At 60.2% G+C, this 13,775-nt stretch carries 13 protein-coding genes; 10 read left to right on the top strand and 3 right to left on the bottom strand.

All coding sequences use genetic code 11. The annotated features are described in order from the left end of the window. Positions 1 to 37: 37 nt before the first annotated feature. The 7 genes from FBZ97_RS12460 to FBZ97_RS12430 all read left to right on the top strand — a co-directional run bounded on the left by FBZ97_RS12460 (position 38) and on the right by FBZ97_RS12430 (position 7,098). Positions 38 to 1,063 (top strand): prephenate dehydratase domain-containing protein, encoded by a 1,026-nt coding sequence (locus FBZ97_RS12460; protein WP_145319938.1) that lies wholly within the window; start codon positions 38 to 40, stop codon positions 1,061 to 1,063. Continuing rightward, entirely contained in the window at positions 1,060 to 2,487 is a 1,428-nt protein-coding gene (locus FBZ97_RS12455) for an FAD-linked oxidase C-terminal domain-containing protein (RefSeq protein WP_145319936.1), read from the top strand. Before FBZ97_RS12460 ends, FBZ97_RS12455 begins: the two co-directional genes overlap by 4 nt. Positions 2,488 to 2,522: 35 nt before the next feature. Further along, a complete protein-coding gene (locus FBZ97_RS12450) occupies positions 2,523 to 3,743 on the top strand; it encodes an alpha-hydroxy acid oxidase (RefSeq protein ID WP_145319934.1) in 1,221 nt (406 codons plus the stop codon). Positions 3,744 to 3,781: 38 nt separating this feature from the next. Continuing rightward, a complete protein-coding gene (locus FBZ97_RS12445) occupies positions 3,782 to 4,762 on the top strand; it encodes an ABC transporter substrate-binding protein (RefSeq protein ID WP_197044203.1) in 981 nt (326 codons plus the stop codon). Continuing rightward, on the top strand, positions 4,759 to 5,691 hold the full coding sequence (locus FBZ97_RS12440) for an ABC transporter permease (RefSeq protein WP_145319930.1): 933 nt from the start codon (positions 4,759 to 4,761) through the stop codon (positions 5,689 to 5,691). The genes FBZ97_RS12445 and FBZ97_RS12440 overlap by 4 nt, the downstream gene beginning before the upstream one ends. Beyond that, on the top strand, positions 5,691 to 6,488 hold the full coding sequence (locus tag FBZ97_RS12435) for an ATP-binding cassette domain-containing protein (RefSeq protein WP_186449493.1): 798 nt from the start codon (positions 5,691 to 5,693) through the stop codon (positions 6,486 to 6,488). The genes FBZ97_RS12440 and FBZ97_RS12435 overlap by 1 nt, the downstream gene beginning before the upstream one ends. 91 nt (positions 6,489 to 6,579) lie before the next feature. Further along, positions 6,580 to 7,098, top strand: coding sequence for a MarR family transcriptional regulator (locus FBZ97_RS12430; RefSeq protein ID WP_246661749.1), 519 nt, complete (start codon positions 6,580 to 6,582; stop codon positions 7,096 to 7,098). 207 nt (positions 7,099 to 7,305) lie between these two features. Here FBZ97_RS12430 and FBZ97_RS12425 read toward each other — a convergent pair whose 3' ends face one another. Continuing rightward, positions 7,306 to 8,205, bottom strand: coding sequence for an AraC family transcriptional regulator (locus FBZ97_RS12425; protein ID WP_145319924.1), 900 nt, complete (start codon positions 8,203 to 8,205; stop codon positions 7,306 to 7,308). A gap of 174 nt (positions 8,206 to 8,379) precedes the next feature. Between FBZ97_RS12425 and FBZ97_RS12420 the strand changes: the two genes are divergently transcribed. The 3 genes from FBZ97_RS12420 to FBZ97_RS12410 all read left to right on the top strand — a co-directional run bounded on the left by FBZ97_RS12420 (position 8,380) and on the right by FBZ97_RS12410 (position 11,485). Further along, the gene (locus tag FBZ97_RS12420; protein ID WP_145319922.1) at positions 8,380 to 9,339 is read left to right on the top strand and encodes an aldo/keto reductase; all 960 of its coding nucleotides are present in this window, start codon (positions 8,380 to 8,382) and stop codon (positions 9,337 to 9,339) included. A 304-nt stretch (positions 9,340 to 9,643) separates the two neighbouring features. Continuing rightward, positions 9,644 to 9,949 (top strand): hypothetical protein, encoded by a 306-nt coding sequence (locus tag FBZ97_RS12415; RefSeq protein ID WP_069610414.1) that lies wholly within the window; start codon positions 9,644 to 9,646, stop codon positions 9,947 to 9,949. A gap of 501 nt (positions 9,950 to 10,450) precedes the next feature. After that, a complete protein-coding gene (locus tag FBZ97_RS12410; RefSeq protein ID WP_145319920.1) occupies positions 10,451 to 11,485 on the top strand; it encodes a LacI family DNA-binding transcriptional regulator in 1,035 nt (344 codons plus the stop codon). Between the two features lie 19 nt (positions 11,486 to 11,504). Here the strand turns inward: FBZ97_RS12410 and FBZ97_RS12405 are convergent, their stop codons facing one another. Then, entirely contained in the window at positions 11,505 to 12,455 is a 951-nt protein-coding gene (locus tag FBZ97_RS12405) for an alpha/beta hydrolase (protein ID WP_145319918.1), read from the bottom strand. A 24-nt stretch (positions 12,456 to 12,479) separates the two neighbouring features. Continuing rightward, positions 12,480 to 13,628: a Gfo/Idh/MocA family oxidoreductase gene (locus FBZ97_RS12400; protein ID WP_145319916.1), complete on the bottom strand. Its 1,149-nt coding sequence runs from the start codon at positions 13,626 to 13,628 to the stop codon at positions 12,480 to 12,482. Positions 13,629 to 13,775 lie beyond the last annotated feature (147 nt).

Genomic DNA, 13,775 nt, shown 5'->3' with positions numbered 1-13,775 from the left:
ACGTGACCTGGCGTGCACAATTCCTTCGGAGATCGTCATGACATCGACCGCCGCAAACCGTGGAGCCTCGGCCCCTCCCGCCGGAGTCCCTTTCGATGCCAGTTCATTGGTTCCGGGCGCCAGGAAACTCGGCTCGGAGACCACAGTCCATAAAGTCGGCTACAATGGTCGGCCCGGCGCATTTGCAGATGTCGCCTGCAGGATGGCGTTCCCGTCCGCGGATCGCATCGCCATGCCGAGCTTGGAGACCACGATCGCCAGCACCGTCCGCGGTGAAGTCGACCGGATCCTCCTGCCATGTGAAAACAGCCTGGTTGGGCGCGTGCCGGATGTGCACAGAATCGTGCCCGACAGTGGTTTGCATATCGTCGGTGAGCATTTTCAACGCGTCGAACATTGCCTCATGGCACCGCCAGGCGCATCACTTGCAAGCATCAGACGCGTGCGTTCGCATCCAGTGGCGCTTGGCCAGGTCAGCCGGCTTATCGCAGCGCTCGATCTTGAGGCTATCGCCGCTCCGACGACATCCCACGCCGCCGAGCTGGTGGCATCTTGCGAGGATCCGAGCGAAGCAGCAATTGCCTCGGATCTTGCAGCCGACCTCTACGGATTGGATATCCTCAAACGCAATGTCGAAGACGATCCGCATAATACGACGCGGTTCTACGTGTTGTCTGCCGAACCTCAGGCGATCGAACAAAAAACACAGCTTCTGACGACGATTGTGTTCCGCACACAGAACCGGCCGGGCTGCCTCTACCACGCCATTGCCGGATTTGCCGAAAACGCCATCAACATGACCAAGATCGAAAGCTACCTTGTCGGCGGGCAATTCGTGCCGTCCCGCTTCCTCTGCGAGTTCGAAGGTGATCCGGCTGCACCGGAGGTGGCCGATGCGCTCGATACTCTCGCCCGCCATGCTCGCGAGCTTGTCGTGCTCGGGACGTTTCCGATGGCGAGCCGCCATCTGCGCAACCGCAGCGAAGAAAATCTCCCGTCATGGGGGACCAAGCCTCCGGCCGCCTTTCGATGGTCCGATAGCCAGCAGGAGGCCGGGGGATGACGACCGCGGTGAAGCACTACGGGCGCCATAGCGATCTGGTCGAGGCGGCAATCGCGAAACTGAAGCTGCATTTTGGCGATCGGCTGACAACGGCTACGGCTGTGCGTGATCAGCATGGCCATGACGTGAGCTGGCATCCCTCCTACCCGCCGGACGCGGTCGTTTTCCCTGATACGGCGGATGAGGTAGCGCGTATCGTGGCGACCTGCCACGCCTTCGACGTGCCGGTGATCCCGTTTGGAACCGGCACCTCCTGCGAGGGACATGTTGCCGCCCTCATGGGCGGAATATGTATCGATCTCTCCCGGCTGGACCGGATTTTGACGATTCGACCGGACGACATGACAGCGACGGTCGAGGCAGGCGTAACCCGCAAACGCCTCAACGCCGAATTGCGCGACACCGGACTGTTCTTTCCCGTCGATCCCGGCGCTGACGCCTCACTTGGGGGGATGGCCTCGACGCGCGCCTCCGGTACGAATGCCATGCGGTATGGCACGATGAAAGACAACGTCATTTCGCTTGGTGTCGTTCTGCCCAATGGTGATCGGATCCGCACCGCGAGCCATGCTCGCAAATCGGCTGCGGGCTACGATCTGACACGTCTCTGGGTGGGATCGGAAGGCACGCTCGGCATCGTGACCGACGTCACCGTCAAGCTGCATCCAATTCCAGACCATGTCGTTGCAATTTCGGCGAGTTTCTCCACACTGGAACAGGCCGTCGGCTTCGTGCTTGTCGCGACCAGGCTCACAGACACCTTGGCACGCATCGAACTGCTGGATGAACTGCAGGTCGAGGCCGTCAATCGTTATTCAAAACTCTCCTTGCCGGTCGAGCCAACGCTTTTTATCGAACTGCATGGTAGCCGCGGAGCGGTCGAGGCGGCCTTGCCGTTCATCGAGGAGGAGGCACATGCCGCCGGTGCCAGTCGGTTTGATACCGCCGTATCGGCGGAAGCCAGAGGCAGGCTGTGGCAAGCGCGCCATGATATCTGGTGGGCCAATCTTGCGCTCCGCCCGGGCGCAAGCGCCCTTCCCACGGATAGCTGCGTGCCGGTATCGCGGCTTGTCGAGGCCATACTTGCCGCCAAGGATGACGTGCGGGATCTTGGCCTTGTCGCACCGATCTGCGGCCATGTGGGAGACGGCAATTTCCATCTTTGCGTCCTTTTCGATCCCGCCGATCCCGATGAGTGTCAGCGCGTCGAGGCACTGACCAAACGTCTCGCGGACCGCGCCATCACCCTTCAGGGAACATCGACGGGCGAACACGGGATAGGCCACGGCAAAATAGCAGCGCTTGTCGCGGAGCATGGTCCAGCCATCCGGGTCATGGCCGCAATCAAACGCGCCATCGATCCTCACAACATCATGAATCCAGGCAAGATCTTCAATCTCGCCGAGGCACCGCCTTTCAATTGAGCGAGATACATAAACCAGGGAGGTAGTGAGAATTTATGTCCAATACGGATGGCCCGGCATCGATCGCCGATTTCAGAAACGCCGCAAGGCGCGCATTGCCGAAAATGGTCTTTGACTTCTTCGACGGAGGCGCCGGCTCGGAACTCACGCTGGGCGAAAACCGGGCAGCGTTGGATCGGATTCGTCTCGTCGGCTCTGCACCCGTCGATGTTGGCCACCGCTCGGCGGCCATCTCGCTCTTCGGCGAGCCTCTCTCAATGCCAGTCATCATCGGACCGACCGGGCTTGCAGGCGCGGCATGGCCTGCGGGCGACCAGGCGTTGGCCCGGGCTGCCGCGCGAGCGGGAATCCCCTTTGTCATGAGCTCAGCGGCCAGCGCGACCATGGAAGCGGTGGCAGCCGCCGGCGAAGGCAGGAAGTGGTTTCAGCTCTACCTGTTCCGAGACCGCGAGGTGAGCCTCAGGCTGCTGAAACAGGCCGAAGCACTGGGCTTCGAAGCAATCGAGATAACAGTCGACAACGCCATTCCCGGCAGACGGTTGCGCGATGCCCGCAATGGCTTTTCGCTGCCGTTCCGCTGGACACCCAGGAAGCTCCTGAGCCTTGCGGCTCATCCTGGATGGGCCTTGCGGATGGCCAAGGCCGGCGCTCCGCGTCTGGAAGTCATGGAAGCCGAGTTCGACCTCAAATCCGCGGGAACGATTGCCGAGGTGATGGAACAGCAGCTCGACCCAACCGTGTCCTGGGACGACATCGCCTTCATACGGGATCGCTGGAAGGGACCGCTGATCCTCAAGGGATTACTCAATCCGAGGCAGGGCAGCCGGGCAGCCGAGCTCGGGCTTGACGGTATCGTCGTCAGCAATCACGGCGGACGGCAACTCGATGGAGCCGTCGCGAGTATCGACATCCTGCCGGAATTCGTCAGCGCTGTCGGGGGCAAGCTCGCAATCCTGATCGACAGCGGCTTTCGCAGCGGCACCGATGTTGCCAAGGCGCTGGCACTTGGAGCAACGGCCGTGCAGATCGGACGTGCGACGCTCTATGCTCTGGCGAGTGGCGGCGAGGATGCCGCGTTCAGAGCCCTTGCCATCATCGCCGCCGAACTCGACGTCGCTCAGGCAATGATGGGTGCGCCCACCATTGCTGATCTTCGACCTTCCACGCTTCGCCTTCCCCCGATGCTATTGCGGCCCGAGCAGGTTTCCGCTCGCGAACCCATGTCTCCGCGCCCACAGTCACCATTTGCCGCCTGACCCGTCATTGCCAAAACCCTTACGAGGAGATTGCTCCGGTGAAACGCAAAACCGCTTTCGTACACGCACTAGCCCTCTCGGCCCTGCTTCTGTCTTTCTCCGCCACGGTCACCACCGCGGCAAACAAGACAGTGGCGCTAACCTATATTGTCGAGCATCCGGCCATCGACGCGGCCCGCAAAGGGATTGTCGATGCACTGGCCGATGCCGGCTTCATCGACGGCAAGACCGTCACACTCGACATCGCAAGCGCTCAAGGGAGCATGCCGACGCAAACGCAGATCGCTAAGACATTTGCCGGCAAATCGCCCGACGTGATCGTCGCCATCTCCACACCGTCGGCCCAGGCCTGCCAGGCCGCAGCCAAAGGAGCGATCCCGATCGTGTTCTCGGCCGTGACGGATCCTGTTGCCGCAAAGTTGGTCAAAAGCTTCGCTCAACCGGACGGCACGCTGACTGGAACCAGTGACAAACAGCCTCTGAACCTGACCTTCGAATTGATCCATAAACTGACGCCGACGGCAACGAAGATCGGCGTCCTCTATAATGCCGGCGAGGCCAATTCCGTCGCGCAAGTGGCTGAGATGAAGACCGAGGCGGCGAAGATCGGTATGAGTATCGTCGAGGCGACGGCGGCACAGTCGGCCGCGGTGCCGGACGCTGCCCGCAGTCTCGTTGGCAAGGCCGATGTAATCCTCCTGCCGACCGACAGCACGGTGGTCTCGGCCGTGGAAAGCGTGGTCAAGGTCGGCGTCGACGCGAAGATTCCGGTCTACGCCAGCGACACCAATTCAGTCGAACGGGGTGCGATGGCTGCACTCGGATTCAATTATTACAAGCTGGGACGGCTCACGGGCGAGATTGCCGCCAAGGTCCTGAACGGCGCAAAGCCGGGCGACATCCCAGTCGGAACACTGGACAGCGAGGATCTCTACCTCAATCTCGCCTCGGCCAAGAAGATGGGCGTCACTCTCTCCGAGGCGATGACACAGAGCGCAGCGAAGGTGATCGACCAATGAGCCTGATTGCCCTTTCCGGTGCCTGCGAAGCAGGCCTGCTGTTTGCCCTCGTTGCCCTTGGCGTCTATCTCTCGTTCCGAGTGCTCGATTTTCCGGATCTAACTGTCGACGGCAGTTTCCCGCTCGGTGCGTCGGTTGCAGCGTCGACGATCATCGCCGGCGTGCCGCCCATTGTCGCAACATTCCTAGGATTTGCCGCAGGCGCTTCTGCAGGCTTCGTCACGGCATTCCTGTCGGTCCGGCTGAAGATCATGAACCTGCTTGCAGGGATCCTGACCATGGTCGCATTGTTCTCGATCAATCTGCGCGTCATGGGTAAGCCGAATGTTTCGCTTTATGGGACCGATACCATCTTTTCCTGGATCGGCGGTATCGCAGCGCTCGGGGTCTGGGCCAATACGGTATTGCTCCTCTGCATCGTATTGGCCGCAAAGATGTTCGTAGACTGGTTCCTTGCCACGCAAATGGGACTGGCCTTACGTGCAACCGGCGCCAGCCCGAGGATGGCCGAGGCACAGGCTGTCGATAATGGCCGCATGGTCATGCTCGGCATGGCCCTCGCTAACGGCCTCGTCGGGCTTGCCGGGGCGCTTTATGCCGAAAGCCAGGGCGTTGCCGATGTCTCAATGGGCATCGGCACGATCGTCACCGGTCTTGCCGCCGTCATTATCGGCGAAACGGTCGTCGGCGCAGGATCGGTCGCGCGAGCCACGTTCGGCTGTATCCTCGGTGCATTGATCTACCGGCTGGTCATTGCGCTGGCGCTCGACGGCGGCATGATCGGGATACAGGCACAGGATCTCAATCTGGTAACAGCATTGGTCGTCGCCGTCGCCGTGATGATTTCGAAAACGCGGCTGAAGAAGCTGCCCTCCATCAGGCGTAGCCAGCTGCCTGAGCCATCGAAAGCAGAAAGAGCGACCTCATGATGCTGATTCTCGACGCGATATCGGTCACGTTCAACCCGGGGACAGCTCTCGAAGTGGCTGCGCTGCGTGGCGTATCGCTGGCCATCCCCAAGGGGCAGTTCGTAACGGTGATCGGCAGCAATGGTGCCGGAAAGTCGACACTCCTTTCGGCCATTGCCGGCGCTACTTTGCCCGATCGGGGCCGGATCGTCATCGACGGCGTCGACGTTACGCGGTTGCCGACCCGGGCACGGGCGCGATTTATCGGCCGCGTATTCCAGGATCCGCGCATCGGAACCTGTGAGGCCCTGACCGTTGAGGAAAATCTTGCGCTTGCTTCCGCGCGCGCCGGACGGCGCGGACTGTCCCTTGCGCTTGGTGGACGGGTTGGGCGCGCGCGATTTGAAGAACAGCTTGCCAGCCTTGGCCTCGGACTTGAAACGAAGCTTAAGGCGGGGATCGGCACGCTTTCCGGCGGCCAGCGGCAGGCGGTAAGCCTGTTGATGGCGACATTGCTGCCCATGAAACTACTTCTTCTTGACGAACATACGGCAGCGCTCGATCCCAAGGCGGCGGCGCGCATCCTGACACTTTCGGCGGAGATCAGCGAGCGTCAGCGTCTCACCACACTAATGGTCACGCACAGTATGCGCCATGCTCTCGATTATGGCCAGCGCACCATCATGATGAGCGGTGGACGCATCGTGCTTGACGTCGCAGGGGATGAACGGGCTGGCTATGATGTGCCGGACCTGATTGCGCTGTTTGGAGCGGTAAGCGGCGGCGAAATTGCCGAAGACAGGCTGCTGCTCGCTTGACATCCACCGCGATCATCCGCGGCTTGTTTTCGGAACTTCGCTGGAATATATCTGCAATATGCAATTAAAAAACGATAAAACCGATAATAGGGTGACGGAGGAACGCGAGGATGGAACGGCGGTGAAGCCAGCCTTTCGGCTCGATCGCTGGGTGCCCTACCGCATGTTTCTGGTGGCAAGCAGCACCGCTGAGTTACTCGCATCCTATTACGGGCCACGATATGGCCTGTCCCAGGCGTCATGGCGAATTCTCGCCATCGCCGGCAGCCGCCCGGGGCTTTCGAGCAAGGAAATCTGCCATGCCGGAGCGCTCGATCAATTCGCAGTAAGCCGCGGCATTGCGCAATTGGTCTCGCTAGGCTTTGCCCGGCGCAATGCCGGTGCCGGTGATCGCCGATTCTCTGCGATCGAACTCACACCCGAGGGCTACAAGGTACTCGAGGAGATCGTGTCCATCGGTCAGGCGATGGAAGCACGTATTCTCGAAAGCTTGTCGGTTCGTGAGCGCGAGGCGCTACATGCTATGCTTGATCGCATCGAAGATGCATGCGCCGGAGCTGTCGCGCGTGGCTGGCAGGCGATGGTGGCCGACATCAAATCTGGGATCTAACCCCGAATATGGCTCAATCCCGATAAAAGCCCCGAATACTCTCCATCGAAAAGCGGCTATGAAGTTCGCATGAAGTCTCAGGTCCAGCCCGAGGGGATCAGGAGCTGGATCGGTCGCGGCCTTGCTCCATAGGCACATTCGCATTCGGTCCGCATCTTCGACGGGCGCTATATTTGGACTGACCGTCAATGCCCCGGAAAGCTGAATTCAAGCTACCCCTACCAAGCGCGGCGAAGCGCGCAGGCGAGCTATGTCACGCGCCGGCGGTTCTCCAAAGTGGCGCCGATATTCGCGAGTGAACTGCGACGGGCTTTCGTAACCCACGCGGAAGGCGGCGGTCGTGACATCAATGTCCTGGACCAGCATCAGGCTGCGCGCGTCCTGGAGCCTTAGCTGCTTCTGGAATTGCAGCGGCGTCATCGCCGTCACGGCGCGAAAATGCTCGTGCAGGCTCGACGGACTCATGCCGACTTCCGCAGCAAGCCGCTCGATGCTGAATCGTTCCCGGAAGTTCTGCCCGATCCACGCGATGGCGCGGCCAACTTGCGCCACCCGCCCCTGGCTCGAGGTGATCTGGCGCATCCTGGCACCGTCCGGGCCAGCGAGCAGGCGATAGAGAATTTCCTGCTCGGTCAACGGCCCGAGTACGGGCAATGCTGCCGGTTCGTCGAGCAGAAGCAGCAGGCGCAGCACCGCATCGAGCAGATTGGCGCCGGCGTCGGACACCGTCTTGCCTGTGGGCCGAGCGGGCGCTCCCGGCGGTGGCGGCACATGCAACGCCAGCTGCCCCAGCATGACTGGATCGAAATCAAGGAACAGGCAGAGATAGGGCCTGTCAGGCGTCGCCTCGACCACCTGGCCCGTTGCCGGCAGATCGTAAGTCACAATCCCATAGCGGCCCGGCGCATATCTGAACACGCGGTCACCCAGAGTAACCTCTTTTTGCCCCTGTGCGACAAGGCACAGTTGCGGCCGATATACGTTCGGCATCGGCATCGTCACCGTGGAGGATCGAGCAAGCGTCATCCGTTCGATGGGGGTGGCGTGGAAGCCATCCTTCGAGGCGTGCCGGGCAATTACTGCAGAGATTTTGGTCAGTGTTTCCATAAGCCTGACCATTGCATGCGAGCAGGAGGGCAGCAAGGCGAAACCGTGCGGCTTCTGGAGGATTGGGCAGTAATTCCGGCGCATAAGGCTAACGGCTCGGCGTCGCTACACATCATAGTGTCCGCAGCACCTGGGTCGCAGCGAACCAGGCTGCAGAACAAGGACGGAGCAAACATGACGATGGATTATCTGAAAGCCCCCACGGTCGCATTGGGGACCTGGGCGTGGGGCGACAGCGGCGAGACCGGCGACGGTTACTTTGGCAGCCGCCTTACTCAGGCTGGCCTCGAAGAGGTCGCGGAAAAGGCGCATGCGAGCGGATTCACCCTGTGGGATACCGCCATGGTATACGGCATGGGCCGTTCAGAAACCCTACTTGGGGAGATACTCAAACGCTACGCCCGCAGCGGCTATCAGCTCTCCACGAAGTTCACCCCGCAAGCGGCAGGGACCGGTGATGATCCGGTGGCGGACATGCTGGAGCAGAGTCTGGCGCGCCTCGGCACCGACTACATCGACCTCTACTGGATTCACAATCCAGCCGATGTGGCGCGGTGGACTCCGCACCTGATACCGCTGCTGAAGAGCGGAAAGGTCAAACATGTCGGTGTCTCGAATCACAACCTGAGCGAAATCGAGCTCGCCAACCGGATCCTCGGAGAAGCCGGGTTCCGGGTTGAAGCCATCCAGAACCACTATAGTCTCCTCTACCGCAGCTCCGAGCAAGCTGGCATCCTGGACTACTGCCGCAATCAGGGTATCCCGTTCTTCGCCTATATGGTGCTTGAACAGGGCGCCCTGACTGGCAATTACAGTCCGGAGAACCCACTGCCAAAAGGAAGCAGCCGGGCGGCTGCTTACAATGGCATGCTGCCTCAGCTAAAGGCGCTGACGGACATGCTCGTCTCGATCGCCCAGAAGCAGGATGCGGCCGCTCCCGATGTCGCGATAGCGTGGGCGATCGCCAAGGGCACAACGCCGATCATCGGCGTCACCAAATCCGATCATGTCGATAGTCTCGTCCGAGCCGGCAGCATCAGCCTCACCGGCGACGACATTGCAGAGCTGGAAGCGCTCGCTGACGCCGCGGACGTGAACACCCGCGGCTGGTGGGAAAAAGAGATGCAAGGCTGAAGCTCCGCTGTCCTAAGATCTCGGAGCCGCTACCACCAGTACCGCAGGCAATCATCTCGTTCTGCGAGACGATCGCCTGCTTCTCCCTGATTATACAAGTGCTCCGGAATGCGTTGGCGGATCTCGCAAGTTCCGGAGCGCTGGATGCCCCAAAAGAACCCCGACGTATCGCAGTACATGCTTCCTTCCGAAATATATGCAGCCGCAAACATTTGAAACGATGGAGGATCGCCCAAAGTTTGAGTTGACCGTTTTCGATGGCGAGGCGACACTTGCAACCCAAAGCAAGGCAGGAGGAAGAGTGATGGATGAGCCAGACCGCTGGCGGCACATGGCAAGCGCTCCGAAAGACGGCAGTCGGATCCTTGTCACGATCCGCCCGTCAGAACAGGGGCCTGCAGAAGTTGACCTCGCATATTGGTCGAATGGCGATCAATTTGGTACGGAAGGCTGGCGCGCCTCCGATTCTTCACCCGGGCACATCATCGAATATGCCGAGCCGGAACTAAAATGCTGGATGCCGATGCCCTCGGCCAATCTCAATCGCACCTCAATGCCTTCACCTTGGGAAGGCGACAACGCCCAGCAACTCGACGGGTCGGGGATTTGAAAACTTGCGCCGGCTTGTCGCGCGGATTCGATAACAAATTTGCATCAGCAGAAACGCGCGGCATCCATCAAGGCGACACCGATAGAAAGACTGCGAGCCTCGGGCTCGGTTCGCGGCAAGCGCGAAGAGTAGTCCGAAATTACCATTTGCACGATGCTGTGCAGTCGACGGCTGCAGGTCTGTTCTTGCACCCCCGGCTTTGCCCATTCCCGCTTCACACTCCACTATATCTAAATGCTGACTATGCGGCTTTGGTTCGAATGTCGTCGTAACCACTCATCGGCGCACCCTGTCGCCATTCGCATGAGCGTTGACGACAGGCCATTCATGCAGCAGCTTGAATTTTAACGCGTTAAATAATAAATTTTCGTGCGTTACCTTTTATCGCTACGCAGCGCACAAAAGAACTTGCCTGGAATTTACGTCTCTGGTTGCGCTGCTTTCCATGTATGCGCATAAGGCACTAGTAGCGACGGCAGCTGGAAAAATGGTCGACTTTTGATGGAAAAATTGACGCATAAGACGATGGAGGATTTCGCGAAGTCCTGCGGCGTCTCCCGCCCCACCCTTTCCAAATATTTTGACGATCCGACCAGTGTAAAACCGGCGACCCGCGCGCTGATCGAGGCGGCGCTTCGTTCGTCGGATTATCAGCCTAATCTTTATGCGCGGAACCTCAATCGCAAGAGAACCCGCAATATCGGCATCCTGGTTCCGGCCCTCACCGATCCCTTCTATGCAGAAATGGTCAATCGCCTGGAACTGCGCCTGCGCAGCGAGGGTTATTGGCCGATCGTGTTCTCGTCGCATGGCTTGCCCGAACTGGAAGGCGAAGCGGTCAACACAATGCTGTCCTTGAAGGTGGCCGGTGCGCTTGTCGCACCATTGGGCGAGAAATCCGATCCGCGCACCTTTGAAAAACTCGCGCAGAACCTGCCGATCGTCTATTTCGACACTTATATCGAAGGCAATACGCCCTTCATCGGCAACGACAATTACCAGAGCGTCGCAACGATCGTGGAATATCTTTGCCGATCCGGAGAGGCGCCGGCCTATCTCGACATTCCGCATGTCAATCACAACTCACCCGAAAGGCTGGCAAGCTATATCGCCACCATGGCAGCCGCAGGCTGCGAGCCGCTGGTCATCAGCACCAGTGTTGCCTACACCTGGGAGTTCGAGCGCATCGGATACGAGCAGATGGATGGCCTGCTTCGCGCAAAGTCTCTTCCACGCAAAACCATCCTTTGCGCGAATGATCGCCTCGCCTTCGGCGTGATGGCAGCCGCCTTCGCGCACGGGCTGAAAATCGGGCGCAAAAAGGGCGACAATCTGCGCATCGCGGCCCATGACGACCATCCCTTGAGCCGCTATACCTGCCCGCCGCTGACGACGATGGCTCAGGACTTCGCCGCGATGACGGCAAGCAGCGTCAGCACGCTTCTGATGTTGCTTGGAGATACGGACGTGCCCACCCAGTCGATCGCGCGCAAGGTCAGCCTGGATGGAACGCTGGTCATGCGGCAGTCGGCCTAAGGCGGCACTTGCTTTTCATCTAAATCAAGACCGCTTCGAAGCCGCGCCACGCCGCGACGGCCTCCTCCACTGCCCGCCGAGCCTCCGCCACATATCTCCCCATCGACACGAAGCCGTGGATCTGCCCCGGCCAATGGCGATGTACCGTGCGCACCCCTTCTTCCCGCAATCGCCCGGCATAGGCGATGCCTTCGTCGACCAGAATATCGTGTCCGGCGGTGGCGATGAAGGCCGGTGCCACTCCGGCCAAGGTCTCGGCTTGTAGCGGAGAAACCCTCCAGTCTGCTATATCGGCTGCAGTGCGAACGTAGTGATCGCGAAACCATCTCATTGTCGAGGCAGTCAAGCCGAAACCTTCGGCATAACGGCGATAGCTATCGGCCGTCTGGGCGGCGTCCGTATTGGGATAGATGAGCAGTTGCGCCGCAAGCGGCAGAGCATCGCCATTGCGTGACATCAATGCCAGCACGGCAGCAAGATTGCCGCCGGCACTGTCGCCAGCAACGGCGATCCTCCCGGGATCGATGCCGAGGTCCGCCGCCGATTTCACCACGAATGCCAAAGTCGCAGCGCAATCGGTCACTCCGGCGGGAAATTTGTGTTCTGGCGCCAGCCGGTAGTCGGGGCAGATGACAGTGCATTTGGCAGTATTGGCGAACCATCGGCAGATTTCGTCGTGCGATTCGAGATTGCCGATCACCCAGCCGCCGCCATGCAAATAGATGAGGCCCGGGCCATGCTTCAGAGGCGCACCGATGCCGCGATAGATGCGCAAGGCGATCGGACCGCTCGGGCCGGCAATCCCGCGATCCTCCAGCGAAGCGACCACCTCTCTTGCGCCCTGGAGCATCGGACAATTCGCATCATAGTCGATACGCGCCTGCTGAGGTGTGCCGGTTTCGAATGGCCGACCGCTCGACCGACTGGTGAGAGCAAGAACGCGCAGCGCGCTTTCATCCAGCTTTTCCATTGGATTATCCCCTCTCTGCAGCGATCAGGCGAGAAGGCTGCGTGCTTCGTCTTCGTCAAGGCGCGGTGGCGGAGTGAATTGCGCGCCGATGCTGACCGACTGCCGGCTTTCCCCCGACTGGAGAATGGCCTCCATGATCTCGAGGACATGAAGGGCGAGCTCTCCCGACGCGCGGGGAGGCCTACCCTCTTCAAGCGCTCGCGCAAGGTCGGCGACACCGAGCATGCGGTAATTCGCCCGATCCGGTGCATTGAATGGCCAGTTCCTCGCGCCGTAAAGCTCGCCGTCGCTTTCGAAATCATACCAATCGGCGCCCCGCTCGGATAGCGACACCGTTCCGCCGAACGTGTCCGGATCGGGCAAACGGAGCGAACCTTCGGTGCCATGAAGCTCGATTGGATGATTGGAGTGACGAAAGACATCCCAGGAGGCGCCGAAATTCACGGTCGCGCCGGATTGGAATTCCAGAAGCGACAGGATGTTTGTGGGAGTGCCGACCTTGAAGCGCGTATTCTTGAACGGGCCGTCGGCAGTGATCAGGCGTTCTTCCTGGCCCTTCGTCGCCATTGCCATGACCCGCACGACCGGACCAAGCAGGTTCACCAACATCGTCAGATAATAGGGGCCCATATCGAAGACCGGGCCGCCGCCCGGCTGATAGTAAAATTGCGGATTGGGGTGCCAGTGCTCCATGCCGCGCCCCATCATGAAGGCAGTGCCGCTGACCGGCCGGCCGATCGCGCCCTCATCCATCAGGCGCCGCGCTCGGCGGCCTGCAGCGCCGAGGAACGTATCGGGCGCCGACCCCAGCTGCAATCCGCGCCGCTTGGCCGCCGCCACGAGAACCCGTCCATCGGCCGCCGACGTTGCCAGCGGCTTCTCCGTGAAGACGTGCTTGCCGGCAGACAGGGCCGACATCGTGACGTCGAAATGGACGGCGGGAACAGTGAGGTTCAGCACGAGATCGACTTCGGGATCGGCCAGCAATTGGTCGACGCTGAGCGCGCGAATACCATATTCCCGGGCACGCAGCGCGGCGACATCGGCGGATATATCGGCGCAGACGCGCAATTCGACACCGGCAAACAGCGCGGCATTGCGCAGATACGTCATCGAGATGTTACCGCAGCCGATGACGCCAATGCCGAGCTTAGCTTTTGAATTACCAGCCATATTACCCAATCCTCCCTGATCTACCGCATCTGTTCGCCGCACTTCGGCGCATCCGAACGATGACTCCCAGGTTGATTTAAAGCATCTTATTTCTTGACGCGCGATAAATTTTTATAAAACATATGCGAATACTGGCGTGGAGGTTTG

This window comes from Rhizobium sp. ERR 942, assembly GCF_007828395.1.
GTDB lineage: Bacteria > Pseudomonadota > Alphaproteobacteria > Rhizobiales > Rhizobiaceae > Rhizobium > Rhizobium dioscoreae.
Note: the sequence above shows the minus strand (reverse complement) of the source record. Positions and strands in the feature narration are given on the sequence as shown.